The organism is Pseudochrobactrum asaccharolyticum, assembly GCF_003314995.1.
GTDB lineage: Bacteria > Pseudomonadota > Alphaproteobacteria > Rhizobiales > Rhizobiaceae > Pseudochrobactrum > Pseudochrobactrum asaccharolyticum.
This window is the reverse complement of the sequence record NZ_QNRH01000013.1, coordinates 1-26940: the sequence shown is the minus strand read 5'-3', so window position 1 is coordinate 26940 and position 26940 is coordinate 1. Positions and strand designations below refer to the sequence as shown.

The window sequence follows — 26940 nt, the reverse complement described above, 5'->3', positions numbered from 1 at the left end:
ATAAAAGCACGACTTTCTTAAGATGAACTGAACCCGCCAACTATGGCACTCGTGGAGACACATATGAATATGCAGACGAACATTACTTCCGCCCGCCTTGAGTACGCACCGTTTATTGAAGCCCTTACCAACGCCTGTAAAATTATTGAGAAGCGCACATCTGTGGACATACTAAAAACGGTTCACATTAAAGCCATGAGAAATGGCGTGCGTGTGACCGGGACTGACCTTGATATTTATACTGCAAAGTTTGTCTCTGGTGATGTCACCCGTGATTTCGAATGTATCATCGATGCAAATAAGTTTCTCAATACAATCAAGAAAGTAAAAGCATCATCTCATGTAATGCTTGTCAAAGAGGAGAGCAGGGTAGTCGCTGTAATTGGCGGATTGAACCTCGACCTCAAGCATGAACATGATACCAGCGATTTTCCCGTCGCTGATCAGGAAGGGTCATTCCGGTATGCAATTGAGAGATCAAATTGCTCTTTCAAAATTTCCTCAACGCAGTTGCATAGGGCTTTATCAAAGGTGGCACCTTCTATCTCCACAGAGGAGACACGCTATTATTTGAACGGGGTCTATATGCACATCCCAGACCACAGCAATGAGCTGACATTCGCTGCGACCGACGGCCACCGTTTAGCGCGATATGAATTTCCTGCGCCGGATGGCAGTGAGGCAATGCGCGATGCTGGCGTGATCATTCCACGTAAAACGATCATTGAGTTATTGCGGCTATTAAGTCGCAAGTCCTGCCCAGACAGCACGCTCATCACTGTTGCAGATATCGGAGTTTCATTCCTTATTGGTGAGGATGAGGCTCTGGAATCCAAAGTGATTGATGGGAAATTCCCTGATTACATCCGTGTCATACCAACTGGAAATGATCATCCTGTCGCCGCTATGGTTTCGGATATGATCGCCGGAATTAAACAGGCATCGGCAATTCTTTCAGAAAGCAAGCAGGTTAATCTTCACTTCAAATCCGAAGCTTTATCATTCACCTGCACCGATACGGATTTCGGATCGGCAACCACAGAGATTGTTGCATTCAATAAGACTGAGTTGCTCATCGGGTTTAACTGCGAATACCTGTTGGCCATACTCTCATTAATCGACGGCGACGTAAAAATGCTCTTCGGTGATGCCGGTACACCTGCGTTATTTAAGGACACGAAGGACGATGCAGTAACGTATGTCCTGATGCCTGTGCGGGTTTAACCTCTTTATGCTATGTGTGGTTATTTAAACTGTAGCCGCACATAGCTTTATTTTACACCGACCTTCGCCGCAGCTTCATTGACTAATCCAGTTAAGGACTGAATCAAATTAGATGAAGCATTTATTGTCTCTGCATCACTCGTTTCCGCTAATCGGCGTTGGCCATAAATTATCATGGAGCGAGCAGAAGTAATGATCTGTTCAGGCGTTCCGTACTCAATGATGATGCTGAGTGCTGCATGGCGATCTTTTAGTTCTGTATAGGCTTCGGTAAAGTATCTCTGCTGAGTGCTGGCTTGTGTACTGAAGCGCACAAATAGTAAAGCCGTGAACTCAATTAAGAGAACAAGGCCTAGCCATGGCGCTGAGTGGGCAATGATAAAAGGCCAGATTGAAGATCCGTCAGTTAGCTCATATATTTCTTTTAGTGTAGTTGTTAAATCGGTCAGCAAATAAATGCGATATCCTGCAATCCCAATACCAAGAATAGCCATAATATACGCCATGCGTCGGGCAGTATGTGCATGCCTCTCGGCACGGCCTGCTGGTCCTTCCAATCTAATTTTAAGTTCTTGCGTCACTCCATTGAGCTGATCAAGAGTTCTAATAGTTTTACTTTCCTTATTAACTCGTCGTGTTAGCGCTTCATCAACGGAAGTTATAATTTCATCGTCAAATTTCTCTTCAATGATTTTTCTAAAAAAATCTGGACTTAATAAATTTTCAGATGGTGTATTATTAATAAGGTAATCAATACGCCTATTAATTCTTTGTTCTACAAGGTCTAATTCTGAAGTATCCCAACGCGATACTTCGTCCTCATCTTTAATTTTTTTTGTTATATAATTAAATAAAAGATAGTTAATAGCTATTATTGAAATGGCAAAAACAATCCAAATGTATAGTGGAATATCGATTTTGTAATCATCTACTACAATGCCTATATTTTGGAATCCGTAGTTTTTAATTGCGGTCCATGTAAGATACATAAGAAAAGCTTGAAAAATAAGTCCGACAATACCGGCAATTATTTTAGCTGCAGTTTGTATACTGAATCGCATGATCATCTCTTAATAAAATATTCCTTAACCCGAGTAATCATTAAGTTAAACAAAAGCAATCCGCCATCTATGGCATAATGGAGAAAATATGAACGCTATTATTCCACGCGATACCATTGAGCAGATTGTTGCTGCTCGAAATCACGCAATTGAAATGTTTAAGACTGCACATTCCGGCATTGAACAGGCCTATGAAATGGAAGTGGAAGCCATCGCCATGGCGCGCCGAGCATTTCCAAACACTAATGCTTACAACGCTGCACACACAGTATCGACACGTATCGCAATGACTCCAATCAGCAAGGTTCCTTTCGATGATTACATTAAGGAACGACAACGGATCATTGATCTGAATGTGTGGGCATGGGTGATCGAGCGTACAGAGCTGGAACACCTCATGGATAAAGAGGCCAAGGAACAGCTCAAAAAACAAATGAGTCATATCATCGATGAGCCGTCTGAACCGGGTCAGATGATCACTGAGGAGGAAGTTGCCAAGGGAATGCCACCAGTTACGGTGGAAAATATTTACGCAACTTTAGAAGGCTTCATGCTGGACGCTGAAACAATATTCCGTCGTGGTATGGCCAATGCATTCGCCAAACTGGACCGGCGCTTCCGTTCACATGATGGCTTTAAAGTTGGTTCACGTGTGATTTTAGTCAGATGCTTTGATGAGTATGGATGGTGGAATTACAATAGCGATGAGCGCTCTACTCTTATCGATATTGAACGAGCTTTTACCATACTCGATGGCAAGCTTGATGAAGTCCGCAAGCAAGATGCCGAAATAGACACAGCTCGTAAAGAAAGACGGCCAGCGAATTATTTCACACGAACAATTGGTGCCATAGATGCGGCTCGTGAATCTGGACGAGGAGCAAGGCAGTCAGAAATTGATACGGATTATTTCAAGGTTCGTATTTTTAAAAATGGCAACGCGCATCTATGGTTCGCACGAAAAGACTTAGTCACAAAGGTGAACAAGCTTCTTGCTGAGTACTATGGTGAGGTCATTGGAGATTCAGAAGTCAAAGAAGAAGACCCGCTTGGCAATGTGAAAACAACACCAGCGAGGTATTACGGTTTCTATCCTACTCCTAAGAGCGCGGCGCATAAGATCCTGCGTAATGCCGGTATCTGGCACCGCGGAGTTGACAGCCCAAGGCTGAAAATTCTGGAGCCATCGGCTGGTACCGGTAATCTTGCCCGTGCTTGTATTCCTGTTTATGAAAAACCTTGGGATACTGAACGGTACAGAGCTGATCACATCGTTGACTGCATTGAAATACAACCACACCTCATACCGGACTTGATGCGCCTCGGTCTTGGCAAGGTAATCAATGCCGACTTTCTCCAGATAGATCCTGTAACGACAGGGCAATATGATTTAATCGTAATGAACCCGCCATTTGATCGTGAGCGAGACATTGATCACGTTGTGCATGCTCTTAATTTTCTCAAGCCTGATGGCCATCTTGTAGCGATTATGTCCGCCAGTACTGAGTTTCGACAAACCAAAAAGTCGATTGCTTTCCGTCAGATAATGGAGGACATGGGGGCTAATTGGAACGACTTGCCGCCGAACTCATTCTCGTCTGTTGGAACGAATGTTAATACCGGCTTCATCGTTGTCAGTAAGAATGGAACAAAGGGCAGTCGTTACGGTCGCCCAACCTGGCCGGCCGTCGGCTAAACGTATAGCTCATAGGATACATATTATGGCAGAGAAACCATCTTCAAAACTAATCGCTAAGGCATTGCCTCGTAATGATAAATTTGCGGGTCAGTTTTCTCTGCCAGGCCTCGTACCAGCATTGGTGCGGACAAGGGACGGGGGCATTGAGCTATTCAATGATGAGCGTGCTGCAGAGATTGCCGCAATGGAGGCGGTTATTCGTCTCTACAACAGCAGGACAATTGATACCCGCAAGGCAGGCGGATACCGCAGACTGACCGGTGCTGAACTTGCCAATGTTCTGAACGATATCAACATCACCCCGACATACTTTGCTGAAATTGCCGGCGTGCCGCAGCATCGGGTTATGAAGTGGCTGGATGGTGAACAGGACATTCCGCATTCCGTTCACGTTCTGGCTAAATTGATTGCTCGTAACGACGAGAATTTTAAAATCGCTGAAGCGATCACAGAAGATTATGAGGAAACATAATGGCTTATATTGAACCGCTATTTCGAGCTTGGGCTACACGCATGGGCTTTCACAACAAGCAGGTTCTGGTGGCTGGCCAGAAGATTGGTATCAAAAATACCACCACGGCCAGCCTTACATATAGAGGAAAGCGAGAGCTTACACTTACCGAGCGTCTCGCTATGTCAGCAGTGCGAGCTGGTTTGCAACCCTGGGATCCCGCATATGATGACGTACTGACTGCGGTATCACCGGCGGCCCCTGATGCCACCTCTGAATGAATGCTTCTTCATTCATATACCCCAACGCCTTAGCTGCGATATCTAATCCGTAGTGCAAAGCAATAATTGTTTTCAATCTCTGCTTACGTTTCACCCCACGCTTGTCCGAACTGCGTCCTTCTGGCCATAAGTCCAGCCATTCATCCATGACGACAACAGCTTCGAGCATTCGGTAAACCCATTCTTCTCTGACGATTTCGCGTAGCCTTCGCAGTATCTTTCTGCAGTCTACTTGGTACGCCATGATATCGATCGGAGCAGAACCGCCACCACCAACACCATCCAGATTTGCTGACTTCAATCCCTTGATCTGCGCTCCATTAACAAGATCGCGGAACCGGATTGCTGTGTGAAATCTGACACCGCCCATACCATCCTCATCCTCGCCAAGTTCCATCTCTCCATTGGATACTAAAAATTCAATCGGGCTGGCCTTGGCGTTGAGGATGGTGATGGCATCTTGCATATCAAGGTACAGGTAATTGTTTTGCTGTGCCAAAGGAGGAGCAATGATCACGTCTGCAGCCATAGCTCGCGACACCATATCGTACATTTTGGTACGCGTTTCTTCCGATGCCGGATCACGGCCGTAGAACGCGACCAAGGGCAGAACGCCAGCTTTTGGTTCAGCTGCCGCCTGCTCCCTTACTAATCTCAGCCGGTCGATAAGTCTTTTGTTTACAGTCATATCAATCCCTTATTTCTTTTGCCTGCCTCGGAGTTGAATAACCTGCATTGGTATTCGGTCCAGGAGGCCACCATCGACCGGCTGACCGCTACTATCTATTCTGATCAGCAGCAGCTCATTGAGCTTGTCTTGACGTTCATCATCACTCATCGCAGAGCGGTTGGCGTAGGGTGATCTATTGATGATCCCAGAAATCTGCTTTGGTCGCTTCATAAGAACCGTTGCAATTTTGGGCTCCGACATTCCTATGAGCCACAGCACCCAAGCTACATAGAGATCGCGTTCTGAGTGTTTGCCTTTGCCATTTACTTGCGTTGACATCTGGAGCTTTTCCCCCTGTATGCAACGGTAATGACCCGCGTCTTACCTTTTTGTTTCAGTACCTGATTGAACGCAGCATCTGCTGTCGCGGTTGTCTCGCCGGCAACCTCACCGTGCCGGTAAAGATGGCCGTTCACATACCGTACGAGGTGCAACATCACAGCTTCAACTGCTGCCAACTTATTTGGAAACAATTCCGGGCGCCCACCTTTGCTCATGATAGGTTTTGCAAAAGCATCAGCTGGTGTTCTAAGGAAAGCACGATAACCACCGATGACGCGCTGCGTGTAAGTTTCAAACTGGTTCATGGCCTATCCTCACAGCAATTCAGCATCAGCAAAAAATTGCTCTTGCGTAGCCTTGTCTTTGAACTGAGTAATCCTGCCATCCCAATCGAAGATGTGACGATCCCGTGGAGAACCAAAGCGATCTTTCAGCTTGTAGACTTCAATTTCGCCTTTGGTCTGCTGTTTCTTCCCCATCCAATCTTCAAACATCTTGCCATTCTTCGTGGCTGGTGGGTTCTTTTCAAGCCAAGCATGACGATTGAAATTAGCGAGCATGAGATCAGCATGTTCTTCTAACGATCCGCCGTAGAAATCCTCCATCTCTGGCTCCGGATTTTCCTTTTGCCGAGCGGCTTTGGTAAATTGGCAAAGGCCAATCACAACGCAACCTAAGTCCTTGGCAAGTGCCTTTAGGTCACGGGCATTTTCATAGGCACGCTCCACAGGATCAATGCGAGTCTTACTTGGGCGCTCCAGAAGCTTGAGGTGATCAACACACATAATATCGAGACCGAATTTCTTTTTGTGTGCAAAAGCGCGACTTCGTACCTGTTGGATCGACATTTTTGCAGGCGATACGATCGTTAACTTTCGGTTGTCGAAATGAGATTTGGCTTTAAGTAAAGAGGATAATTGATCCTCGCTCAGTCCATTCAAAATATCTCGCATTGAAACACCGGTGTCGCCGGAAATAGATCGGGCGACCAGAGACATATTATCCATCTCCAACTCGAACAGAGAGGCGGGGTGTATAGCGCTGGAGTATAAGAGTTGCTGCATGGCAAAGGCGGTTTTACCAGAGCCGGGAGCTCCACCCCAAAGGACAAGCGACCCCTGTGAAAAGCAACCGATCATATCCTCCAGCCCTTTTAAACAGGGACGCAAAGCCATGCCAGCAGCGCGCTGTGTGGCCGAATTGAAAATCTGATTGATGGTACTGGAGATTGTTGACTCGTGTTCTATCTGAGCATTGCGAGAGATATCAGCAAGACGTTCTGATGCTCGGTCAACAATCTGATCCGGATCAAGGTTGCTATCGCCTATGGATTTAATAACGCTCTCGCATAGCGCCTTTACTTTGCGCCGAGTGGCTGACTTCCTCAGCTCATAGGCGAAGTCCACAAGAGGTATAGAATCCTCACGGCTCGCCACATGCAAAAGCATTGAAAGATATGTTTCGCCGTCTTGTTCGTTGCTTAATGTCCCGAGGCGGCCGGCTACGATCGGAACGCGGATTGCACGATTATCATTGGCCAGCTCGTAAATAATTGCATAGATCTTTTTGTGATCGTCGTTTCCGAACAGATCCATGCTTATGATGTCACTGATTTCCCAATAGTTCGCTTCATTCTGTAAGATTGCTCCGAGTATGAGCTGCTCAAGAATGTTGTTATTGAACATAATGGACTGCGCGTTGTCGTTGCTCATCTTTTTTTCTTTCAACCCACACATCAAGCCAGTCATCTGGTTCTGGCGATGGATAAATAGCTGTTTCAATACCTTCACTTAGAAGGCGCTCTTGAAGTTTTTTTGCAGCGACGATTCCGGGCGGTTCGATCACGGCGCCTGTATTGTTGTGGCGGCGATGCCGATCTCCGTCAGCGTAGATCTCAACCCGTCTTACGCCCTCTGGAATTTCTACACCCATCATTCCGGAAGTGGAGAGTGTTGCCCAAACGGACGACTTTCCTTTGGTTAGAAGCATCACACCAAGAGCTGTTTCGATCCCCTCTGCCAGTTTTAAAACTGGAGTGACCGGACCGAGCCTGACTGCGCCACCGCTGGCCGACCCGAGGCCGAGCTTGACCTTCTTTCCATCTTCACCAAGCAGAGGTCTGCCAGCATCATCAAGAAAGATGCGCCATATAGCGACGATCTTCCTGTTCTTTGACTGCACCCCGCCAATCAAGGCATGGCATCTCTTGCCTTCAAACAGCAGGTTTGAATGATGGCGCAGACTTGGCACCCATTCTGACCCATCAGGAAAGTCCGAAAGTTCGATCATGCGCGAGTTTAGATATGCTTCAGCTGGGGTTCCTTTGATCGGTTTGGCCTCTGTCCAGATTGACCGTACGGTCTCCGCCTTGCGCTCGGCTGCTTTCTCTTCCTGTCTGGCTCGTCTGGCATCTCTGGCCTTACGCTGCTGTTCTCTCTTTTCGCGCTCAACCCTCTCGGCTTGGCTCTCATCTCTGCCGCTGTCGGGCAGGTTGATGCCGGCAATGGATGCCACCATCTCAACTGCACGAGGGAAGGAGACCCCATCCAACTCCATGAAGAACCTGAAGTGATTGCCCGATACACCGCAACCAAAGCAGTGATAGCGCCCCTTACGGTCTTCACAGTGAAAAGAAGGTCTGCTCTCTCCATGGAAGGGGCAGCAGCCCCAATAGTCACCGCGATTAACGCGGGTCTTTTTCCGATCCCATGATACTCGTGTCGCGATCACCTCAGATATCGGTACACGATCAAGAAGATCGGAGAGAAAACTCTCCGAGAACCTCATTAGAACAAACCATCTTGTTGGAAAGCACGGCCGCGATCAAAGGCATGATCTGGCTCATTGAGAATACGTAGAGCATCAAGCATACATAAAGCTTCAGCCTCATCGTCTGTGCTGTAGGACCAGCCTTGGCGCTCACAATAATCCCGTGCCTGTCGCTTAAACCATTTTGAACGGTCAGCTTGCTTGGTGATTGTTTTCGGGGCACGCGTTTTGCCATGAGTTTTGCTGCGCCACGTTGAAATAGCGATGAACTGCGGTTCACGTAGTCCCATGCTGTGGCAAAGCGTCTGGGCATGGGTCGGCCATCCCGACGAAAACATTACCTGCTGAGCATCAATATGAGACTTGCCGTTTTGACCTTCATGTTCAACGATGGTCATGAGTTCGATGCCGATCAGTGGATCCGGAAGGCTTTCTAGGGTGCGCTTGAGGTATACAACAAATGTTGCATACGCTTCGCCTGCAGATTTTTGGGTGAAGCGCCATGTGCCGTGGCGCATGTTACCACCACCGGTTAAGCAATAAGCAAAGCCCATATTCCGGCCGGGATCCAAAACAATAAAGCTGCCAGGAGTATCAGACATCGGCTTTCCCCTCATAAAATTGAAGAGATGGTGATCGAAACAATGGCCTTGGTCCCCACAGATACCACGCGTGATCTTCTGTGCCTGTCTTGCCGTTATCTTCCCAGCTGATCCGGTCAAGTAATGTGATTTTTGCTAAGAACCTCGGGTTGTCCCGAAGCAAATGCCTGCGTGTCTTACCGCTATCAAACTTTGCAGTGAGGAGCATTGCTACATGGCCGCTACAGCGCGCCAATGCCAATTCAGCAAATTTGACAGCGGTTTTGTTCTGCTTGCCGTATGGGGGATTTGTGATGACTGCATCAAATATTTCGTAGTCATACCGATCAGATAAGAAATCAAAGATACCATCGTGCTCACGCTTGTAAGTGGCGATATCTGAGGTGAAAACATCCGCACCAGCAGCTCGCAGAACGTCTGCCATTTTGTGGTTTCCGGCTGCGCATTCCCACACCTTCACGCCAGACACAGGGAAGTGCTTGAGAAGAGTCTTGGTCGCCCAAGCTTCGGTCTCATAGAGCTCATTCTTTTTAAGCTCGTAGTTGGAGTATGTAACGGTCATATACGTCTCCCAATGGCGCGAGCAACACGCATGTCCATCAAGTCAATTCGCTTGTTTAGTTGTCGGCTGAACCAGATCAGGCGGTATTTAATTGGCTCGCCTGGCTTCGGGTCGCTGATCATCCGCATGAACTTTCCGTAAGGCGTATGCCCCTTGGCTTGATTGCAGGGCGCACATGCGGCGACGATGTTTTCTTTGTGGTTTAGACCACCTGACACCCGCGGGATTACATGATCGCGGGTGGCTGCTTTAACAGAGAGAGGGTCAAGGCAGTATTTGCACCGACCGTTCTGTTCTCTCAGTGCTGCTTCTTTGTCAGCACGTTCAAAGGCTTTGTTTAATTTACGCTGCTGGTAATTCGATAAGCGGCCCCATGACATGAGATCACCGTCTCAATGTCAGAGATCGAATTCGTGCATTGCGTGGACGCATATCCATGCTCGATCCTTTTAGATTGTGGGGAGTTCTGCAGCTGTGCTGCCAATAAAAGCTCCGGCGCATTGGCGCCGAAGTATTCTCTCTGGTGGCATAATTGCCGGGGATAGGGTGGTAATTAGTCCGGCTGCTGATCGTTTACAGCTGCGGCAAGATCTTTATTGGACAGCTCATTGCCGTCGTTAAAGCCCTTCTGCCAGCTTTGTGCTTCTTGTGAGCCGGCATGGTATGGATTGCTAGCGTCACCACGGCGACGGCCTACTGCGAAGCCTTCATCGTATGCACGGTCAACCTGTGGGGTACGATCTTCGTCCAGCATTTCAAGCTGGCGCCCAGCTCGGTGGCCAAACATTTTGGCAATACGAATTTTGCGCTCAAAGTCAGCAATGATTTGCCCTGAATCCTTGTCCTCAAGAGACTTCGCAAATTCAATATCTTTCTTTGACCAACCCAAATCCTTGAGACGTTTATACTCCGCACCAATATCACCCTTTTTACCGGCCATATCGGACTCAAGGGATTTGATGTTTTTGAAGCCTTCGAGAAACTTCTGCTCTTCGTATAGTTCCTGATCAGTCTTAGTGTTGTGACCTAGCGTTGCCATTTGCTTACCTTTAATCCTTTTTGATTTTCAAAATTTTTCTGGCTTCTTCGATAGGAACCCCTTGTTTTAAGAGGTCATAATAAGTTGGCTCTAATGGAGCAGGAACATGAAAGCCGCGTCTTGCGCGCTTAAAGCCTTCTAAGTGAGAGGCTGGCATACAGTTCGGCGTTTCAAATAAATTGTCGTCCGTAATACCTAAGACTTTAATGCGTCGGAGGAGTTGGCAGCGATGAATGCCGAGTTCTTTTGCTATTCGTGTCTTCGCTATTCCAGCTTGCAGCTTTAGTTTGACGCGTCGGTCTAGTTCATCAGTCCAAATTAATTCTCTTCCCCTTGCCATAATCAACCTCCGTGTCGTTATGGTGCAGGTGTAGCGCTTTCGCCGGAGCGAGGTAGACGCTCAGGAATTGCGATATTGTAGCGAACAGCAAGCTGGTGAATGAGGATGATCTCTGGACTTGTCATCTCATCATCCCCCTTCGCTTCAATACGAAATACGGATGCTGCAGATATGGCAAAGCGCTTGGCAAACTTCGCTTGGCTTTCCCCTAAAATCGTTCTGATGAAGCGCACTTGATTACCTGTAAGTTTGGGCAATGCCGTGTCGGTTCGATCTGAATTAATTTCCATTGTCATTTTACTCCGTTTTGATGTAAACAATACGGTGTGAATTATATTCAGTCAATACGATACGTATTAATTTTATACGTTGAGTGCAAAAATTTATTCAGCTCCCGAGGAAAGGCGATTAGTGTCATGGAGATGCAAGACGCGCATAAAAGACTAAGGCAGGCTCGGCTGAATGCGGGCTTTAAATCTGCATCTGCGGCGGCAAGAGCCATGGGTGTTAATCCAATAACCTATACAGCCCATGAGAATGGTGGGCGTGGTATCAATGCTGAGGCCGCTAAGCATTATGCCAAACATTTAGGCATTGATCCTGTTGTACTGATCTTCAATTCAACCGATGACACTGAAGGATCTGAAGAGCAGGGGCTCGTTCAGTATAAGAAAACTAAAGAGCAGAATGACCTCGCTACGGATCTGCAGCTTGATATGCCGAATGAGTTTCTTTCTCAGCGGTTCCGGATACCAGAAGATAGCTCCAGAATTATCGAAGTTGTTGGTGACTATATGTATGATCCAACCGATCCGAGCGCTGTCGGTTCGCTGCTTCCCGGCGACTGTGTAGTTGTCGATACCTCTGATACTCGACCATCTCCTCCAGGTGCTTTTGCCGTCTTTGATGGAGCTGGAGTTTCCTTAAAAATGCTCGAGGTAATACCTAATTCAGAGCCTAAAACGCTTAGGATTACCGGTCGGAACCCACGATACGACTGCTTCGAAAGAGCTATGGAAGCCGTTGAAATTATTGGGAGAGTTAAAGCTAAAGTTTCGATGCTTTAAAAATAGGCGGGGCTCCCGCCTTTTTCTTATCAGCGTATATAAACAATTCCACAAGAAGCCTGTTTATATAATCTCTATGATTGGAAAATTCTCTTATGCTCAATTGAGAGACTGCTGTGACTCCCACAAACCAAGAACCCTGCCATAAATTAAAATGGCAGAGCACCTGGGTAGGAGGAGAGATCATGCCCAACCGAGCCGACCGCCGCTTATCCCACAGGTGGTGGCACATTGCTTACCCCACCATATCGATCTCTTTTTCGATAGCATCATCGTCGATCAGGGCAGATCACCAGTGTCTAAGACACCGCCAGAAACCCTTTGAGTCAGATCGAATCCCGTTCCTTACTCATCATCCACCTTTGTGCCGAACCGGTTGCCGTCATACACAAGGGCGAACTGATCTCTATGAAATAGATGTTGGATAGAAACATTAAGTGTTGTAATTTCCCACTTACTGGTTCTTCCGCCAAGAAGTTCACTTACCAGTCAAGCCCCGGCCTTTGTCAGAAGGTGCGGGGCCTCTTTATTTCTGCAACTAAATACGCCTCAGTGTCAATACGCTATGAATTATTTAATACGCGAGTTGACAAATCTAATTCGCTACGTATTATATACATCAATACGTTGTGAATTAATTATTGCTTTGAGGCTATGATGAAATCTCATGAGAAATGCAACAGTGGTATTGAAGGTGTATCAGTCTCCGCTGTTTCCGATGCAATTCGTGCATGGCATCGTGGCGATAAACTCACTGAATCCCAATCATCCTTAATCGAACAGGCGAGGGTTATCACCCTAGGCCGCGCATATGGAATTTCCCTATGACGCCCGAGCAGGAAGAAGCCGTGGGCTTTGCAATTTACCAAACATTTATCCGTCACGGATTTGGAACGTGCATGAGCACAACCGTGGGCGGAAAACAAATTCAGGAAACGCCTGAACAGGCCTGCGTCAGACGTTGGCGCCGCCTTCCACAGGTCACCCGCGATCGCTTCATTGCGGAAGGCCGAGCTGCAATCAGAACTATTGAGATGAACTCATGAAAATCATTCAGTTTAATGCCGAGAATATTAAGCGTCTGGTGGCTGTCGAAATTAAACCGGATAGCAATCTTGTCGAAATCACGGGCAAGAACGGGCAGGGAAAGACCTCTATCCTTGATGCAATTCTCTGGGCAATGGGTGGCAATAAAATTATCCAGTCCAAACCGGTGCGTGATGGTGCTGAAAGCGGATACGTTCGTCTGGATCTAGGGGATTATGTTGTCACCAAGAAATTCAAAGTCAAAGAAGATGGTGATGTAACGATCTCTCTGACTGTCGAAAACCGTGATGGTGCTAAGTTTGGCAGCCCACAAGAACTTCTAAATAAATTCCTTGGTGATCTGACATTTGATCCGCTCGCCTTCTCTCGCAAAAAACCAAGCGAACAGGTCGTGGCGTTACGTGCCTTGGTGCCTGACTACGATTTTAATGCGGCTGATAAAAAAGCCAAAGAACTCTTTGACAACCGCACAGACATCAATCGCCAAGTACGTGATCTCAAAGGACGCATTGACGCTATTACACTGCCTGAAGGTGACTTGCCACCGCGCATTAGTGTTGAGGCCCTAACCATCGATCTACAAAAAGCGATGGAGCATAACAGCAAAGTTGAAGCAGAAGCTCGTAAAGCCGAAATCGTTAATCGTGATATCAGCAACCTTGAGGGCAGCATTCAAGCTAAGCGCGATGAAATTGCAGCGCTTGAAAAAGCTATCATCCATAATGAACAGTCCATTGAAGAGCTCCGTGATCAGCTGGATGGCATTGTCGTTGAGGACAAAATAGACCTTACCTCAATTCGTGACGGGCTCGCAAAGGCCGACCATGTAAACAGCATTGCGGCTCGCGTTGAAGAACGCACACGCTTAAAGACTGAGATGTCGAACAAGGAAACGGCCGCTGAAGCTTTGAGCAATCAGATTGAAGAAATCAAAAAGGCATCTGCAGCGGCTGTTGTTGCGGCCAATCTTCCCATTGATGGTTTAATGCTGACCGAAGATTCAGTCTTGCTCAATGGTAACCCATTTGATCAGGCCAGTGATGCAGAGCAACTGCGTGCCTCTGTGGCGATAGCCGGCGCAATGAACCCAGCCTTACGTGTGATCCGCGTTCGTGATGGCTCACTGCTTGATGAGGAAAGCATGGATCTTCTTCGCGAATACGCAGAGAAGAACGGATACCAGATCTGGATTGAAACTGTCTCTTCCGGTCGTGAATCTGCAGTTCTTATTGAGGAGGGCGCTGTCGTTTCCTCTGTAGTGGAGGCAGCAGAATGAGTGAGGCTCTTGATTTCATAGCCAATCCAGACGGGACATACTCTCTAGCGCCAGGGATTTACTTCAACCTTCCAGAAGCGATCTACCATGCTGATAACTCACTCGGTTCCACCTCAATCAAAGACTTAGCCACAAAGCCATGCAAATGGCAGTACGACCGTCTTCGTCCTAACAAAGAAGTATCTGAACCAGAGCATCTTAAATGGGGTCACGCGTGGCATTGTCGGGTGCTGGAGGGTAAGGCGGCATTTGATCAGCGCTATGCAAAATTACCGACACCAAACGACTTCCCGAAGGCGCTAAATACTGCTGATCAGATCAAAGATTTTCTGCGCATGCATGGTCAAAAGCTGACTGGCAATAAATTGGACCTCATGTCTCGAGCAAAAGAACTGGATGATTGTCCTGAGTTTTTCGATGAGATCTTGGCCAAATGGCATTTTGATCACCCGAACTATGTTGAGCTTTCGGATCGCATGGTCAGGGAAATTGAGGATGCGGTCAGCAACATGCAACGCGATCCTACTCTAACAGCGGTGATGGAAGCCGGTACGCTGATTGATGGTGCCGCGGAAATGTCGATCTTTTGGATTGATGAAAGAGGGCTACGTCGTAAGTGCCGCTTTGACTATTCTCTTGCGCCCACTGCAACACGCAGCAAGGCCCTGATCGTCGATCTTAAATCGTTTGCCACATACAAAGGTGGCAATGATGAAGATGCTGCGATCCGCAAAGTCTATGACATGGCCTATGACGTACAAGTTGCCGCTTACATGGAAGGTTATCATGCTGCGTTAAAGCTTCTGGAGCTGGGCATGGTATTCGGTACGCCTCCAGCCGGTAATTATCTGCACAAGTTTCTGACCGCAGATGGTGCTGATTGGGTGTGGGTCATGATGCGTAAAGATAACGCGATGGTACCGGTCACACTATCCATTGACACTGAAGACAAAATGTTTGCGCACGCAAAGAACATTGTTGCCGCTGCGCTCGACACATACCGCTTTTACACAAATCTATGGGGCTCAGATCAGCTGTGGACGCCACCGCCGCAAGTCCCATTGCGACTAAACCATTCTGTCATGCCGACTTACAACCGAGGGATCCAGTATGAGCAACCAAATAACCGTTGATAGTGCGGCAACCTTACTTGACAACATCCGCGCCGTCGTTGAGCCGCTTGTCATTGATAATGGTCAGACCTTCGACAGGCTTAAATCGGTCTTCTTGATTGCTGTTCAGCAAAACCCTGACATTTTGAAATGCTCTGAGGAAAGCCTTCGTCGCGAGATTTCAAAATGTGCAGCTGATGGTCTTGTCCCAGATTCAAAAGAAGCCGTTATCTTACCCTATAAAAATTCCAGCGGCGTTTTCTTGGCCAACTACCAACCAATGGTAATGGGCATCATCAAACGCATGAAAGAACTTGGTGGGGTATTCTCAATTGCTTGTAGTGTCGTTCATAAGAATGACGAGTTTATTTATGACGAGGCGGATCCAGATGCGCTGAGCCATAAGCCAGATCGCTTTGCTTCAATTGAAGAACGTGGAGCTATCATTGGTGGCTACGCAGTGTTTCGTGACAATCTGCGCCGTGTAATGCACACGGAAGTTATGACAATGGCTGACTTTGAGGCAGTGCGAAAAGCATCAAAGGCGCCGAATAGTCCGGCATGGACCATTTGGCCAACCGAAATGTATCGTAAGTCGGTACTTCGTCGTGGCGCAAAGTACATCTCAATTAACAACGACAAGATCCGTGCATTAATTGAGCGTCAGGATGAGATGTTTGATTACAGTCAGCCACGTGTTGCCGAACGGGTAAATCCGTTTACTGGACAAGTCCTTGAGCATGAACCAGCACGCTCTATTTCGCATCAGCAATCTGAAGCTCTGACGTTCACTGCATCTCAGGCCAAGGAAATGCAGCCTATTGAAAATGGTCAGCCGGTGCAGGAACAATCCAGCAAAAAAGCCCATGCGCAAAAGCAGAAACAGGAACCGGTAAAGACAAATGTTCTGCCTAAAGTTCCCGATATCTCTATCGCCAGTGAAGATAAAGAAAAACTGGTCGAAGCAGTTGAGAAAGTGCTGGCCATTGCAACGGATAAAACCATCTCGGCCGAGGAGCGCCGTGGCGTGCTGAAAGAGGCGGCGAAAAACTGGCAACCTCACATTCCAGAGTATGCCAAGCCGCTCATCAAGGCCTGTATCGATATGGTTGATTGGTCAATTCATAAAGAGATTGCTGGCGAACCATGGACTGCTGACCATGCAGTTTTTGTTCATGATGCCAAAGAATTGCTCGGCGTCGATAAACTAAAAGTTGGAAAGTATCAGTAACTTAGCATTGAGACCACGCGAGGCAGTCACTGAACTGCCTCATGGCTCATGCTATTAATTTAGATAGGTAATACCATGCAGAGTTTTGGGAATACAGCCGAGGTGCTTTCATCATCCATTTCGGCCAAGGAGAACGATCTGCGCCTACTGAAGCAATTTGAAGCTCATGGTGGCGAGCATCGTTTAGTGGTCAAGGCAGATCACCCGAGTGATGAAATCCGAAACATAATTTCAACTGTTTCTAATAGTCCAAAGATTGGTGGGGCGCTGATCCGCGCTTTAATCAAAGTCATTGAAAATGATCTGGTGGTGGCAAAGGCCGAGCTCAAGAAGCACGTTCTTTCTCCCGTGGCTATCGTGGGAGAGCAGGTATGAAGTTACGATCTGTTGATTTTGAAACAACTGATAAACCTGAGCGCCGTCAAAAAGGTACACCAGTGGGGTTGTGCGAGATCGGTTTCACCGATGTCGATGGAGTAACAGGTTCTGTCTCGCAGCCATACTCAGCGTTTGTAAATTGCGGTGTTCCAATTACGCCGGAAGCTCGCGGCATACATCACATCAGCGATGAAGATGTGGCCGAGGCGATTACACCAGATGCTGCTCTTGCTTTACTTCTGGAAGGAATGATGCCGGGGGATATTTTTGTCGCCCACAATGCGCAGTTTGAGAAAAGCTTCTTTAGCGGGGGAGTTTTCCCATGGATATGCACTCTGCAGTGCGCGCGCCATCTATGGCCTGATGCGCCTGGGCATTCAAATCAAACTCTGAGGTATTGGTTGGGTGTTGATGAGCAGTTTCAGTGGCCTGAACATGCAATGCCACCTCATAGAGCCGGCCCTGACTCCTATGTCACTGCGCATATTCTTTCAAAGATGGTCAAAGATAAGCATCCATCTGCTCTGATCCAGCTGACGAACACACCGATCTTAATGAAGGCCGTACCTTTCGGAACCCATGAAGGTAAGCCTTGGGAGGAGATGGAGATAGGATATCTCCGATGGTGTCTTGATCCACAGCGCACCTTTCGCGCGGATCAAAAGGAAATGATCCTTCATACGGCTCGTCACTGGCTCAATAAATTGACCATGTCGGGTACTCCATTCGCCTAAGGGGGCAGCTATGTACAAAGTTATCACTATCACTATCGAAGACGAGCACTCTGAAGTCCAAACCTATGTGACTTTGAATAGCGTTAAAGCAGCCCAAATTCTCAAAGGTGACGATAGTGGTGTCGTCTGCCTCTGTATTCAGCCTGACTCAGCGCAGAAAATCGCAGCTCTGCTGAATGCTGATCATGAGCAAAACGAGACCGCCTCGTAAGGCGATACCCGATCGGGTCAAATTAACTGCAGCGTTACGCCGGTTTGGACTGACCACAGCAGACGTTCAGTTCGATCATAACCCTGCGTTAGCCCTTAGACCCATCAATGAGTTGACAGGCGATACCATACCGCCTGCCAACGACCCAGCATACATCGACATGCTTCTCATCCATGAACATAAGCTCAAGACATTCGGTCGTGGTGGAGAGAAGCGGATTACCACCGCCGATGGAGACATCGGAAAGATCGCTAAAATGCGCCGGGTCAACGCGAAAGAGGAGGCATTTCGCAAGACATTGCTCACCAAACAAACTGGAGAGCTTGCACCAAAGAAAAGCAAATGGCCAAGTCGGCCATTTCGCCAGAAGAACACCACCCCCAGCAAGGATGCAAAAGAATGAGAAAGTTCCGTGTTCACACGGCGGTTGATGGCACATTAGATGTGACCGCTGAGACGCCCAATGAAGCCCAAAAAATTGCCAAGGACATGATTCCGGACGCGATCATCACGAAAATCAAAGTGGTGAAGGGTGAATAGCCATGACACAGCACTCAGTCAAAGAGATGAAGCGTCAATATGATCTTGCCGCACAGAAAAAGCAGGAAGCTGACAAGCGATTTACGCAAGCAGAACGCGAGCTGACAGATGCTTTATTACGGCAGTCTGGTTACCACAATAAGATTGTCATCACAAAAGCACATCCCCACGGAGTGCTTGTTAACGATGCCACTGTAGTTGACGGACGTATCACACGATACAGAGGACGAGCTGTTAATGTGGATGGTACTGTAGGTCAGCGGATCCGCGTGATTTACATGCATGATCGCGTGGTCAAAGTGCAGGAGGTCTCAATATGACCTTTGAGCCTGACACGTCATTGAATAAGCGTATGCCAGCACGAATTTTTACGGCCTATTCCAGCAATCATATCATCGTCGGCATGGACCAGCCGGCTGATATTTTTTGCTACGAATATGTGCGAGCTGATCTGGCCAACGCGAGCGTAAGCCCCACCAGGAAACCGAATGTTGTATTCCTCACGATCGCTACATGCACCTTACACCGGTACTCATACTTCCATCCGGGTGAGTGTCCTGCTTGTGCTTCATCGGCGCCTGTTGAGGACACATGGCAACATATTTTCTCAGCATTGCAGCCTTTCATCGGCCGGCCATTTTCGCCGGAAATCGCGGAGGAGGTTGCTGATAGCATTTTCCAAAGCGCAGTAAATCCGGTGGTTGGAAGGGTCTGGCTGGGAGAGAGTGATGGCGAGGGATAAAGTTCGCTGTTGCCCGAGCTGCTTACAGCCACTTCCAGACCGTCAGGGTATTCGTGTGCTTGATAATGGTGCGGCAGTTATTGCGGACAAGGTCCGTTACAACTTCCCGATTGTGAAAGGGGCATTGTTCTTAGCCCTATACAATAAGCATCCATCTCCGATGACCCATGATGCTCTGCTGGATGTCATAGCTCACACCAAAAACTATCCACTTGATGAACCTGGCAGAAGAGTTTTGAGCGTTCATTTTTGTTTGATGAACCAAACACTTCGCGGCTCTCGCATGCGGATAAAGCCTGTGTGGGGCTTTGGGTATGAGCTGGATATTCAGCCAATTAACGCCGGTGAGGCGAATAAAAATTCTAATAAAAGAAAGAGAGGGTGACATGGCTCATCCACACGTTACTCCAGCTATGGAAGCAATGACTTGGTATGGCGTTGACCGCTTTGGTGTAGAGCACGTTTCTTACGGCTCATGGTCGTCACATTCATGTCAGAAGCCATATCTTGTATCTGATCGCGTTCCTGTGGCCACGACAATGGAACGTCTTGCAACTGCTGAGACTAAGCTGAGAGCTGCAGAGTATGCACTGGCTGAAAGCCAAAAGCGCAAGAGTGAAGTCAATAAGAAATTAGCCGCCAGCAAAGCTCGTTATTTGGAAGTGGTGCTGGGGATTGATGAAGATTATGCCCCGCTACCTGGAGCCGCTATGTCTGGAGGTCTGAAAGGCGAACTGCGTAGATTGCAAGAGGAAGTCATTCACTTGCGACAAGTCAACGCGAACAGTCTGGAAGCAGATAAATACAATCGCCATTACATGGCCAAACTTTCTGAGTGTATGGAAGAGGCTATCAAATACATCAGGGGTGGTTTTTATACCCGTGTGACCTCCCTCCGCAAACTCAATGCGTTGGGTGAAGAGATGGAAGGCTTCAAAGGGTGGAGGGATCCATCATGAGAAGTTGGTCTCCGCAACAAGAGAGCGCCCTTGCGAAGTGTAGTGCATGGATGCGCTCGCGGTCCAATCCTGTCTTTTATCTGGCTGGCTATGCCGGCACTGGTAAAACCACACTTGCAATCGACCTTGCAAAAAATACCAGAGGGAAGGTGGCATTCGCTGCCTTCACCGGTAAAGCGGCACGAGTGATGCAGTCGAAAGGCTGTGTTGGGGCAAGAACAATCCACTCGTTAATCTATTCACCACAGGAAATGGAAGATGGGGAGGTGCGTTTTCAGCGCCGACCATCATCTGACTTGGCGAACATCAGTCTTATAGTGATTGATGAATGCTCAATGGTGAACGAGGAGATTGGTAAAGATCTGCTCGCGTTTGGGATTCCCGTTCTCGTCCTTCGTGACCCTGCACAGCTTCCTCCAGTAACTGGCGGCGGTTATTTCACGTCAGGTAAGCCTGACCACATGCTGACAGAGGTGCATCGCCAAGCTGCAGAGTCACCTATCATCTGGCTTGCTACTCAGATCAGAACCGGGACTACGCAATTTGATGAAATGCAGACCGATGGGCTGATTATCACTGAGCGGAAACATTTGGATCCGCATGCTGTTACTCATGCCAATATGGTTATTGTCGGCCGTAATGATACGCGGCAACGGTACAATGACCGGCTCAGAGAGTTAGCTGGCCATAAGAAAAGCACGCCCGACAAGGGTGAACCATTGATCTGTCTTCGCAACGATAAGCTCGTCAAGATTTTCAATGGCGACATTCTGCGAGTGCAGGAAAGTCGGCTGCATAAAACCAAGGTTAACCTGCTGCTTGATGATCCGGACACAGATCGTAAAGCGTTTAAGGTTCAAGTCCGAAAAGAGTTTTTCCAAGATGAAGCGGTTGCTCTGCAGCTTCCATATTCAGAGCTCCGCGGAACGCAACAATTCACCTACGGCTATGCCATCACCTGCCACAAGTCACAGGGGTCTCAGTGGGACAACGTCTGTGTGTTCGATGAATCCTCCGTGTTTCGTGAGGACCGAGCACGGTGGCTTTACACGGCAGTTACACGGGCTGCCGAACACCTGACACTTGTTATTTAAAGTCGGCCTTATGATTGAAGTAAAATCCTGTGAATCAGTTATGAGTAAAAACAATAAATCGCAGTGTGAATTCGCTTTAGATAATCGAATTATTGAAAGGTTTCGTTATGGCTTTGCGCTTTTCTAATCTTGGCCCCGAATTCCCTCGTCCTTTTATTCAGGCGCTAAAGGCTGGTGAAGTAGTATTTTTATGTGGTGCAGGTATTAGTGCGCCGCAGCTGCCAGGTTTTGAAACATTGGTTGCAGATACGTATAGCAAACTAGGAATCGACAAAAATCCTTCTGAGGAAAGCTCTTTCATAGGAGGACGATATGAAGAGGTTCTAGGATCACTTAGCCGCCGTTTAGCTGAGCCTGAGAACATGATCAGCACCGTCTCAGAATTACTCGCGGTTCCAGATAATATAAACCTCAATCAACACAACATTGTATTAAGACTTTCACGTGATATTAATAACAAAATTGTCGTTGTTACTACCAATTTCGACACTTTGCTTGAACGCGCTTCTGAGAGTTTAGCAGAGAATATTCGAACACCCAGTTATGCAGGTCAGTCATTGCCTGCCCCAGGAGGAGCAAGTTTTTCTGGCGTCATTCACATTCACGGTAGGTTAGAAGACACGCAGCTTGATCTGGATTCAACGCCACTCATTCTGACTAGTGCAGATTACGGTGATGCTTATATGCGATCAGGCTGGGCTTCCCGTTTTCTCTTTGACCTTGCACGTTGCAAAACAATTGTTCTGATTGGTTATAGTGCTAACGATGCTCCGGTTCGTTATTTTCTCAATGTTCTTGAATCTGATCGAGCACGCTTTCCTGATTTGAAACCGGTTTATGCGTTCGATACCTTCGAGCATGATCCTAATGAAGCAGAAGCGAGGTGGGGTACATTAGCAGTTACCCCCTTATCATATTGTAAACGCAATCCCCAGACGGGAGGAGAAGATCATTCGCCGCTATGGCAAGATCTTGCGCAACTAGCAGACCTTGTTGAGACTCCACAGCTATTGAGTGCTGAGCGCACAAAGCAAATGCTCTCCAGGGAAAATACTGATATCTCCCCTCAACAGTTAAGGGAACTTTCTTGGCTTTTATCAGATCACAACGATCTTTGGCCGGTTGTTATTACAGCCGTGACCGATCCAAGCTGGTTTCACTTACTTGATGAGAATAAATTATGGACCAAAACAGATGCATCCAGGGTGATCGCTTCTTGGGTTGCCCGCAATTTTGAAGACCGGCAACGTTATATGGTTGCCATTGAGTGGAGTAATATTCTTGAAAGTGATTTTCTTGCAAAGCTCGATCAGTTTTTAAGGCAAACACCTTCAGTCTCACCTTTCTGGCTTAAATTGTGGCGCCTTTTATTTTTAACGAAACCAGATAGTCACGTTGGACATCGCATATTCGATCGTGGAGCTCTAGAGTTAAAGCATGCATTTGGAAGTGGTTTGATTCTAGATCGTGAATTAACACAAGCTATAGCGCTTCTTACACCTGTGCTAAAAGCAAGACGGCCCTATGTTACACCAGAGGATGTGCACAGTTCCAACTTACGTATTTCAAAATATGTATCGTTAGAATTAATAGTTACTGATGAATATGATGCGAACCAAACTATTGAGACTTTGATTGAACGCGAAGAACATATGTTGCGCGTCCTTGAACTATGCACTGAATCCCTAAGATCTACATTGTACCAGGCAGTAGAGATTGAGTTAATCTTACAAGATTACGATCTCACTGATTATACAGTGCCTTCTATTGAGAGGCATAAACAAAATGAGCATCACAATGGAATGCTTTTTCTTCTTAGTATGATAGTGCAAGGTCTACCAAAAGCTATTGCTATGGATCAAAACCGCACTAAAGACTTGATATCGCAATGGCGCTCATTACCGGGCCGTTTGGGTAAACGACTAATGCTTCATGCTGCTCGTAATACACAGACGTGCTCTGCAAATGAAGCGTTGCAGCTCTTACTTGACCTGAACGAAACGGATTTTTGGACCATCCGCCGGGAGTTCGCCTTGCTGCTACGTGACAGAGCTGCTGAGGCCGATCCCGAAATTCTAGATGCTGTTGTAAGGCGTATTTTAAGTACTGGTGAAGCCTACTATTCTCGCTATTCAATAGCTGAAGGAGAGGTTGATTGGCGAAAACACTCTCTAGATATTAAAGTGTGGTTACATCTCAACATGCTCGATGAGGCCGAGGTACTCTCTGAGCAAGGACGTGCGGAACTTGAAGCAATAGTAGTACGGCATTCATATCTAAATCGAAAGGTTGAGGATAGCGATTTTTTCAATTCTTACAGTAGTGGAATCACCACTGTTGAAGGTGATAGCAGTCAAATTATTGAGGCTGAACCTGCGGATCGTCTAAAAGTTGCAACAGATTTAATTCGTAGCCCTAATATACATCAGAAAATGGGGTGGGAAAATTATTGTCGTTCTGACCTGCAGGGGGCGTTTCAAGTACTGAAGGGCTCTTCATTAGAAGGCTCTAATCTCGAATTGTGGAATATTTTTCTTCCATTATTAGCGTATCAAAATGATCCGAAACAAGAGGATACAAGTCGCGTTTTGATTGTTCAAGCTCTGGCTCACCTTGAAAAGCTGGATGATTCCTCTCTTGAAATCCTTGCGAGCAATATTGTAGAAACTTTAGTCTCAGGGCCGAGACGAGATATCTCTAACTTAGAGAATTGGTGTGATCGGCTTTGGGCTGCAATCAAAAAAACTGACCAGCAGATTGACTTTAAGCGAAACATTTATGAGCGTGCGATAAATTGTTCGGCAGGTCGACTCGTTCACGTACTCCTTGCCGAGTTAAATCATACAATTAAGAATAGTGGACCGTACCTGAAACGTCAGTGTGAACGGTTAATATCTATATCTCTGGACAAAAGCCAAGTTGGAGTAATCGCCCGTTCGGCTTTAATTCATGATCTTGCTTTTATACTGCATGCTGATGAAGCGTTGGCTGTGAAATATCTGATACCGTTGCTTAATCAAAATACTGATGAAGCGCGTGCGTTGCGCGCAGTATTAGTTTCTCATAGCAATATCACACCTGAAATAACTAAATTTGCGCGTGATGTTGTGTTGCTTGGAGTTATTGAAGGAGGAGTAAATTCAAACTTCTCTACGCAGACTGCATTAAGTGTGTTGCGACCAGCCATCCACACACTACACGGCGATAATTCTGATGGATGGGGTATTAACTTTGTTGATGTAAGGCAAGTGTTAAAAGAAGCTCCTAATTATATCCGCTCCGGTATGCTTGATGCATTTGTGCGATGGATACAGAATTTGAAACATGAACCAGCCAAGGTCTGGGAAAAAACTATATTCCCATTCTTTGACCTCATATGGCCAAAGGAGCGTCGCTATATTGATAACGCTCATAATCGTCATCTTTTTTATTTAGTGGCATATGCAGGTCAAATTTTTCCTGAAGCTTGCGCTAGATTAAGACCATACTTTCATGTTGGTTCAGGTGAGTTGGCGGGGCTTCACTGGATTATAAAGAGTAAAGTGCCAGAGAATTTTCCTGCATCTGTTCTTGACCTGCTTTGGTTAGTCTGTGGGCCAGACGGAGAAACTAATTATTATATGGCAGAGTTACTTGATCGTCTTTATGCTGCAGATAATAATATTAAAATTGATCGAAGATTTCAGTCTTTGAAACGACGCACCACACAATATAAATAATCCAAATGGCATCTTGGGCTTTGTTTTATCTGTAAGCAAAGTCCACCTTTTCTGACTAGAATATTTACCAGCATACTTTGGTTAAATACCCCCTCCAATTATGGAACCTATGAGATGATTGTAACACCAGAGCGGATAGACAATGCGCTCGATCGTTTGGCCGAGATTATGGTTCTCATGGGAGATAAAGGCCATATCTATCTCCCTATATATGAAAGACTTGAGCAAGAGTTAGAGCAAATGCAGTCTGCTGATAACAAGATGTCAGCTGTGCACGCCAGACTTAAACGATCACAGGATCGTAAGGCAGGCTCACTGCTTGCATAGCTTCTTGGCGAAGCTTCAGGGATCCACCTTCGCCATAGCTTTGCCGATCGATGGAATGCCCCATCAAAATTTTACGGACTTCCGCATCGATCTTTGCGTTTTTCATTCGATCTTCAAAGGAGTGCCTCAGCGAATAGAATGTTTGCCGCGGCATTTCGAATAAGTTATTTTCACGCAAATATTTCCCAACGGCGCCTGAGAGCGTGTCTCCTTTATCGCGATACCGTGGGAACCCGTTCGGATATTTTTTCATTACATCAAGCGCCAGCCCCACGAGTGGGATGATGCGGATCGACGTTTCCGTTTTGATTTCGCGAGGATCATCCGGATCATCGTCCGGTTCAATTTTAATGTGAGGGACTTCGTGATCCAGTATGATCCGGTCGGCCGAAAGATTGGCGATCTCACTTGGTCGCGCACCTATGTTTGCCATCACGAGGAAGATGCCTCTGGCTTCATCATTTAAGCCGGACAATGCACCTGGCTTCAACAGTTTGTCTGTGATCCATTCATGGGAGAAGGGAAGGCGCTTACGGCGCAGCTTGCCCGTTCTTTTAAAGCGTAGAGCCTCGAAGGGATTCTCCTTGTCCGGATTTTCTATGTAGGTGAAATAGGACTTATACAGCTCGCTCATATCGCCAAGTCGTCGGTTGCCCGTATCTGGAGAGTGTGTTCCTTGGCCTTCCATTGGAGCAATCTTCTGCATCCAATAGTCATAAAACTTGCGAGCTTCCGCTCTTGTAATGGAATGAATATCGAGGTTGCCACAGACATCCACGAAATTGATGATCGACTGTAGCTTGCTTTGCCGCCATCTGATTTTTTGATTGGCACTTTTGCTGCGCAACTTATGCGCCTCAATCTTTTCAACATAGATGTCGAAGGCTTCGCGCACGCTGACACTCGGTGTATCTGCGTCGCCCAGGATTGCTTCAATCACTGGTTTTGATTGTGCTGTTCTTGGGATTGCCTCAATACGCTCAAGGATAGATTCGATCGAACCTGCAGAAATTTCAGCTGCCGGTCTATGGCTGAACCCCATCGCACGCGCCAGACGAATACGCGCTTCATGTTTCTCCCACGGGTTTTCCTCATTCATGGTAAGTGAGGCCCAAAGGATATTGTCAGCTTCCTCGTGAATGTCTCTCAGTGCTCTAGCTTTTGCGAGATCATTGGTACGCAAGGAGAGGCGTATCACAGGGCCACGCTTGTCCATCTCTTTCACTTCTGAAGGAATATGACGCAGATACTGATACGTTCCCCCTCTTAATGATAGGAAGCGATCAGGGTGGGATCCTGTCTTGTAGTTTGTTTTAGAAGGCTTCATCCGCAACATCTTCTTACACAGAAACTTGCACAAATTCTTACACAAAAAATTGCAGAACGAAACGGCTTTGTCAAATCGTAGTGAAAAAGCTGAATGAAAACAATAAAATGTAGATTAAAGGGTGGTGCGGACGGCG

The 26940-nt window shown here is 47.0% G+C and carries 31 protein-coding genes and 2 pseudogenes; 19 read left to right on the top strand and 14 right to left on the bottom strand.

What is annotated here, in order from left to right:
* Positions 1 to 63: 63 nt before the first annotated feature.
* A complete protein-coding gene (dnaN, locus tag DFR47_RS19710) occupies positions 64 to 1224 on the top strand; it encodes a DNA polymerase III subunit beta (RefSeq protein WP_170137573.1) in 1161 nt (386 codons plus the stop codon).
* A gap of 47 nt (positions 1225 to 1271) precedes the next feature.
* On the opposite strand, the gene DFR47_RS19705 is transcribed toward dnaN, so the two are convergent.
* Complete coding sequence (locus tag DFR47_RS19705; protein WP_147245656.1) at positions 1272 to 2285, bottom strand: hypothetical protein; 1014 nt, start codon at positions 2283 to 2285, stop codon at positions 1272 to 1274.
* A gap of 88 nt (positions 2286 to 2373) precedes the next feature.
* On the opposite strand from DFR47_RS19705, the gene DFR47_RS19700 reads away from it, so the two are divergent.
* Both DFR47_RS19700 and DFR47_RS19695 read left to right on the top strand, forming a co-directional pair.
* The gene (locus DFR47_RS19700) at positions 2374 to 3981 is read left to right on the top strand and encodes a DUF4942 domain-containing protein (RefSeq protein WP_113946225.1); all 1608 of its coding nucleotides are present in this window, start codon (positions 2374 to 2376) and stop codon (positions 3979 to 3981) included.
* 25 nt (positions 3982 to 4006) lie between these two features.
* Positions 4007 to 4456, top strand: a complete 450-nt coding sequence (locus DFR47_RS19695) for a hypothetical protein (protein ID WP_113946224.1) — start codon at positions 4007 to 4009, stop codon at positions 4454 to 4456.
* A gap of 159 nt (positions 4457 to 4615) precedes the next feature.
* On the opposite strand, the gene DFR47_RS19690 is transcribed toward DFR47_RS19695, so the two are convergent.
* The 12 genes and pseudogenes from DFR47_RS19690 to DFR47_RS19640 all read right to left on the bottom strand — a co-directional run bounded on the left by DFR47_RS19690 (position 4616) and on the right by DFR47_RS19640 (position 11336).
* Complete coding sequence (locus DFR47_RS19690; protein WP_113946223.1) at positions 4616 to 5404, bottom strand: hypothetical protein; 789 nt, start codon at positions 5402 to 5404, stop codon at positions 4616 to 4618.
* A 9-nt stretch (positions 5405 to 5413) separates the two neighbouring features.
* Positions 5414 to 5725 carry a hypothetical protein gene (locus tag DFR47_RS19685; RefSeq protein WP_113946222.1) on the bottom strand — a complete coding sequence of 104 codons (312 nt, stop codon included), beginning with the start codon at positions 5723 to 5725 and terminating at the stop codon, positions 5414 to 5416.
* Entirely contained in the window at positions 5710 to 6033 is a 324-nt protein-coding gene (locus DFR47_RS19680) for a hypothetical protein (RefSeq protein WP_113946221.1), read from the bottom strand. The genes DFR47_RS19685 and DFR47_RS19680 overlap by 16 nt, the downstream gene beginning before the upstream one ends.
* Before the next feature lie 9 nt (positions 6034 to 6042).
* Complete coding sequence (locus DFR47_RS19675; RefSeq protein WP_170137572.1) at positions 6043 to 7440, bottom strand: replicative DNA helicase; 1398 nt, start codon at positions 7438 to 7440, stop codon at positions 6043 to 6045.
* A pseudogene (locus tag DFR47_RS22410) lies at positions 7403 to 8089 on the bottom strand (DUF7146 domain-containing protein); the annotation flags it as partial. The pseudogene DFR47_RS22410 and the gene DFR47_RS19675, both read right to left, overlap by 38 nt.
* A 75-nt stretch (positions 8090 to 8164) precedes the next feature.
* A pseudogene (locus DFR47_RS22195) lies at positions 8165 to 8515 on the bottom strand (CHC2 zinc finger domain-containing protein); the annotation flags it as partial.
* Positions 8515 to 9099, bottom strand: coding sequence for a hypothetical protein (locus DFR47_RS19665; protein WP_113946219.1), 585 nt, complete (start codon positions 9097 to 9099; stop codon positions 8515 to 8517). The pseudogene DFR47_RS22195 and the gene DFR47_RS19665, both read right to left, overlap by 1 nt.
* Positions 9092 to 9661 (bottom strand): class I SAM-dependent methyltransferase, encoded by a 570-nt coding sequence (locus DFR47_RS19660; RefSeq protein WP_113946218.1) that lies wholly within the window; start codon positions 9659 to 9661, stop codon positions 9092 to 9094. Before DFR47_RS19660 ends, DFR47_RS19665 begins: the two co-directional genes overlap by 8 nt.
* The gene (locus tag DFR47_RS22405) at positions 9658 to 10041 is read right to left on the bottom strand and encodes an HNH endonuclease (protein ID WP_113946217.1); all 384 of its coding nucleotides are present in this window, start codon (positions 10039 to 10041) and stop codon (positions 9658 to 9660) included. Before DFR47_RS22405 ends, DFR47_RS19660 begins: the two co-directional genes overlap by 4 nt.
* Positions 10042 to 10214: 173 nt before the next feature.
* Positions 10215 to 10700 carry a ribosome modulation factor gene (locus DFR47_RS19650; protein ID WP_113946216.1) on the bottom strand — a complete coding sequence of 162 codons (486 nt, stop codon included), beginning with the start codon at positions 10698 to 10700 and terminating at the stop codon, positions 10215 to 10217.
* A 10-nt stretch (positions 10701 to 10710) separates the two neighbouring features.
* A complete protein-coding gene (locus DFR47_RS19645; RefSeq protein WP_113946215.1) occupies positions 10711 to 11040 on the bottom strand; it encodes a hypothetical protein in 330 nt (109 codons plus the stop codon).
* A gap of 17 nt (positions 11041 to 11057) precedes the next feature.
* Entirely contained in the window at positions 11058 to 11336 is a 279-nt protein-coding gene (locus DFR47_RS19640) for a helix-turn-helix domain-containing protein (protein WP_113946214.1), read from the bottom strand.
* Positions 11337 to 11456: 120 nt separating this feature from the next.
* On the opposite strand from DFR47_RS19640, the gene DFR47_RS19635 reads away from it, so the two are divergent.
* The 16 genes from DFR47_RS19635 to DFR47_RS19565 all read left to right on the top strand — a co-directional run bounded on the left by DFR47_RS19635 (position 11457) and on the right by DFR47_RS19565 (position 25150).
* The gene (locus tag DFR47_RS19635; RefSeq protein WP_113946213.1) at positions 11457 to 12107 is read left to right on the top strand and encodes a LexA family transcriptional regulator; all 651 of its coding nucleotides are present in this window, start codon (positions 11457 to 11459) and stop codon (positions 12105 to 12107) included.
* Positions 12108 to 12931: 824 nt separating this feature from the next.
* The gene (locus DFR47_RS19630) at positions 12932 to 13153 is read left to right on the top strand and encodes a hypothetical protein (protein WP_113946212.1); all 222 of its coding nucleotides are present in this window, start codon (positions 12932 to 12934) and stop codon (positions 13151 to 13153) included.
* Complete coding sequence (locus DFR47_RS19625; protein WP_113946211.1) at positions 13150 to 14430, top strand: ATP-binding protein; 1281 nt, start codon at positions 13150 to 13152, stop codon at positions 14428 to 14430. The genes DFR47_RS19630 and DFR47_RS19625 overlap by 4 nt, the downstream gene beginning before the upstream one ends.
* Positions 14427 to 15563 carry an exonuclease family protein gene (locus DFR47_RS19620; protein ID WP_113946210.1) on the top strand — a complete coding sequence of 379 codons (1137 nt, stop codon included), beginning with the start codon at positions 14427 to 14429 and terminating at the stop codon, positions 15561 to 15563. Before DFR47_RS19625 ends, DFR47_RS19620 begins: the two co-directional genes overlap by 4 nt.
* Entirely contained in the window at positions 15541 to 16773 is a 1233-nt protein-coding gene (locus DFR47_RS19615; protein WP_113946209.1) for a RecT family recombinase, read from the top strand. Before DFR47_RS19620 ends, DFR47_RS19615 begins: the two co-directional genes overlap by 23 nt.
* A 75-nt stretch (positions 16774 to 16848) precedes the next feature.
* Positions 16849 to 17148, top strand: coding sequence for a hypothetical protein (locus DFR47_RS19610; RefSeq protein WP_113946208.1), 300 nt, complete (start codon positions 16849 to 16851; stop codon positions 17146 to 17148).
* Positions 17145 to 17885, top strand: a complete 741-nt coding sequence (locus DFR47_RS19605) for an exonuclease domain-containing protein (RefSeq protein WP_113946207.1) — start codon at positions 17145 to 17147, stop codon at positions 17883 to 17885. The genes DFR47_RS19610 and DFR47_RS19605 overlap by 4 nt, the downstream gene beginning before the upstream one ends.
* 10 nt (positions 17886 to 17895) lie before the next feature.
* Positions 17896 to 18096, top strand: coding sequence for a hypothetical protein (locus tag DFR47_RS19600; protein WP_113946206.1), 201 nt, complete (start codon positions 17896 to 17898; stop codon positions 18094 to 18096).
* On the top strand, positions 18071 to 18499 hold the full coding sequence (locus DFR47_RS19595) for a hypothetical protein (RefSeq protein ID WP_113946205.1): 429 nt from the start codon (positions 18071 to 18073) through the stop codon (positions 18497 to 18499). Before DFR47_RS19600 ends, DFR47_RS19595 begins: the two co-directional genes overlap by 26 nt.
* Positions 18496 to 18636 carry a hypothetical protein gene (locus DFR47_RS21890; protein WP_170137570.1) on the top strand — a complete coding sequence of 47 codons (141 nt, stop codon included), beginning with the start codon at positions 18496 to 18498 and terminating at the stop codon, positions 18634 to 18636. The genes DFR47_RS19595 and DFR47_RS21890 overlap by 4 nt, the downstream gene beginning before the upstream one ends.
* A gap of 2 nt (positions 18637 to 18638) precedes the next feature.
* Positions 18639 to 18956 (top strand): hypothetical protein, encoded by a 318-nt coding sequence (locus tag DFR47_RS19590; protein ID WP_113946204.1) that lies wholly within the window; start codon positions 18639 to 18641, stop codon positions 18954 to 18956.
* Positions 18953 to 19378, top strand: a complete 426-nt coding sequence (locus DFR47_RS19585; protein ID WP_113946203.1) for a hypothetical protein — start codon at positions 18953 to 18955, stop codon at positions 19376 to 19378. Before DFR47_RS19590 ends, DFR47_RS19585 begins: the two co-directional genes overlap by 4 nt.
* Complete coding sequence (locus tag DFR47_RS19580) at positions 19365 to 19763, top strand: hypothetical protein (protein WP_147245652.1); 399 nt, start codon at positions 19365 to 19367, stop codon at positions 19761 to 19763. Before DFR47_RS19585 ends, DFR47_RS19580 begins: the two co-directional genes overlap by 14 nt.
* Before the next feature lies 1 nt (position 19764).
* Positions 19765 to 20337 carry a hypothetical protein gene (locus DFR47_RS19575; protein WP_147245649.1) on the top strand — a complete coding sequence of 191 codons (573 nt, stop codon included), beginning with the start codon at positions 19765 to 19767 and terminating at the stop codon, positions 20335 to 20337.
* Positions 20334 to 21431, top strand: a complete 1098-nt coding sequence (locus DFR47_RS19570) for an ATP-dependent DNA helicase (protein ID WP_113946200.1) — start codon at positions 20334 to 20336, stop codon at positions 21429 to 21431. Before DFR47_RS19575 ends, DFR47_RS19570 begins: the two co-directional genes overlap by 4 nt.
* A gap of 107 nt (positions 21432 to 21538) precedes the next feature.
* On the top strand, positions 21539 to 25150 hold the full coding sequence (locus DFR47_RS19565) for an SIR2 family protein (protein WP_113946199.1): 3612 nt from the start codon (positions 21539 to 21541) through the stop codon (positions 25148 to 25150).
* A 283-nt stretch (positions 25151 to 25433) separates the two neighbouring features.
* Here DFR47_RS19565 and DFR47_RS19560 read toward each other — a convergent pair whose 3' ends face one another.
* Positions 25434 to 26804, bottom strand: coding sequence for a DUF6538 domain-containing protein (locus DFR47_RS19560; RefSeq protein ID WP_170137569.1), 1371 nt, complete (start codon positions 26802 to 26804; stop codon positions 25434 to 25436).
* Positions 26805 to 26940 lie beyond the last annotated feature (136 nt).

Coding starts and splice junctions, on each gene's coding strand:
- DFR47_RS19625 (WP_113946211.1), top strand. CDS start 13,150: ATGAAAATCATTCAGTTTAATGCCGAGAATATTAAGCGTCTGGTGGCT.
- DFR47_RS22405 (WP_113946217.1), bottom strand. CDS start 10,041: ATGTCATGGGGCCGCTTATCGAATTACCAGCAGCGTAAATTAAACAAA.
- DFR47_RS19635 (WP_113946213.1), top strand. CDS start 11,457: ATGGAGATGCAAGACGCGCATAAAAGACTAAGGCAGGCTCGGCTGAAT.
- DFR47_RS19685 (WP_113946222.1), bottom strand. CDS start 5,725: ATGTCAACGCAAGTAAATGGCAAAGGCAAACACTCAGAACGCGATCTC.
- DFR47_RS19705 (WP_147245656.1), bottom strand. CDS start 2,285: ATGCGATTCAGTATACAAACTGCAGCTAAAATAATTGCCGGTATTGTC.
- DFR47_RS19700 (WP_113946225.1), top strand. CDS start 2,374: ATGAACGCTATTATTCCACGCGATACCATTGAGCAGATTGTTGCTGCT.
- DFR47_RS19675 (WP_170137572.1), bottom strand. CDS start 7,440: ATGAGCAACGACAACGCGCAGTCCATTATGTTCAATAACAACATTCTT.
- DFR47_RS19640 (WP_113946214.1), bottom strand. CDS start 11,336: ATGACAATGGAAATTAATTCAGATCGAACCGACACGGCATTGCCCAAA.
- DFR47_RS19605 (WP_113946207.1), top strand. CDS start 17,145: ATGAAGTTACGATCTGTTGATTTTGAAACAACTGATAAACCTGAGCGC.
- DFR47_RS19610 (WP_113946208.1), top strand. CDS start 16,849: ATGCAGAGTTTTGGGAATACAGCCGAGGTGCTTTCATCATCCATTTCG.
- DFR47_RS19660 (WP_113946218.1), bottom strand. CDS start 9,661: ATGACCGTTACATACTCCAACTACGAGCTTAAAAAGAATGAGCTCTAT.
- DFR47_RS19650 (WP_113946216.1), bottom strand. CDS start 10,700: ATGGCAACGCTAGGTCACAACACTAAGACTGATCAGGAACTATACGAA.
- DFR47_RS19645 (WP_113946215.1), bottom strand. CDS start 11,040: ATGGCAAGGGGAAGAGAATTAATTTGGACTGATGAACTAGACCGACGC.
- DFR47_RS19575 (WP_147245649.1), top strand. CDS start 19,765: ATGGCTCATCCACACGTTACTCCAGCTATGGAAGCAATGACTTGGTAT.
- DFR47_RS19560 (WP_170137569.1), bottom strand. CDS start 26,804: ATGAAGCCTTCTAAAACAAACTACAAGACAGGATCCCACCCTGATCGC.
- DFR47_RS19680 (WP_113946221.1), bottom strand. CDS start 6,033: ATGAACCAGTTTGAAACTTACACGCAGCGCGTCATCGGTGGTTATCGT.
- DFR47_RS19595 (WP_113946205.1), top strand. CDS start 18,071: ATGAGCAAAACGAGACCGCCTCGTAAGGCGATACCCGATCGGGTCAAA.
- DFR47_RS19630 (WP_113946212.1), top strand. CDS start 12,932: ATGACGCCCGAGCAGGAAGAAGCCGTGGGCTTTGCAATTTACCAAACA.
- DFR47_RS19620 (WP_113946210.1), top strand. CDS start 14,427: ATGAGTGAGGCTCTTGATTTCATAGCCAATCCAGACGGGACATACTCT.
- DFR47_RS19665 (WP_113946219.1), bottom strand. CDS start 9,099: ATGTCTGATACTCCTGGCAGCTTTATTGTTTTGGATCCCGGCCGGAAT.
- DFR47_RS21890 (WP_170137570.1), top strand. CDS start 18,496: ATGAGAAAGTTCCGTGTTCACACGGCGGTTGATGGCACATTAGATGTG.
- DFR47_RS19565 (WP_113946199.1), top strand. CDS start 21,539: ATGGCTTTGCGCTTTTCTAATCTTGGCCCCGAATTCCCTCGTCCTTTT.
- DFR47_RS19585 (WP_113946203.1), top strand. CDS start 18,953: ATGACCTTTGAGCCTGACACGTCATTGAATAAGCGTATGCCAGCACGA.
- DFR47_RS19580 (WP_147245652.1), top strand. CDS start 19,365: ATGGCGAGGGATAAAGTTCGCTGTTGCCCGAGCTGCTTACAGCCACTT.
- DFR47_RS19690 (WP_113946223.1), bottom strand. CDS start 5,404: ATGACTGTAAACAAAAGACTTATCGACCGGCTGAGATTAGTAAGGGAG.
- DFR47_RS19695 (WP_113946224.1), top strand. CDS start 4,007: ATGGCAGAGAAACCATCTTCAAAACTAATCGCTAAGGCATTGCCTCGT.
- DFR47_RS19600 (WP_113946206.1), top strand. CDS start 17,896: ATGTACAAAGTTATCACTATCACTATCGAAGACGAGCACTCTGAAGTC.
- DFR47_RS19615 (WP_113946209.1), top strand. CDS start 15,541: ATGAGCAACCAAATAACCGTTGATAGTGCGGCAACCTTACTTGACAAC.
- DFR47_RS19570 (WP_113946200.1), top strand. CDS start 20,334: ATGAGAAGTTGGTCTCCGCAACAAGAGAGCGCCCTTGCGAAGTGTAGT.
- dnaN (WP_170137573.1), top strand. CDS start 64: ATGAATATGCAGACGAACATTACTTCCGCCCGCCTTGAGTACGCACCG.
- DFR47_RS19590 (WP_113946204.1), top strand. CDS start 18,639: ATGACACAGCACTCAGTCAAAGAGATGAAGCGTCAATATGATCTTGCC.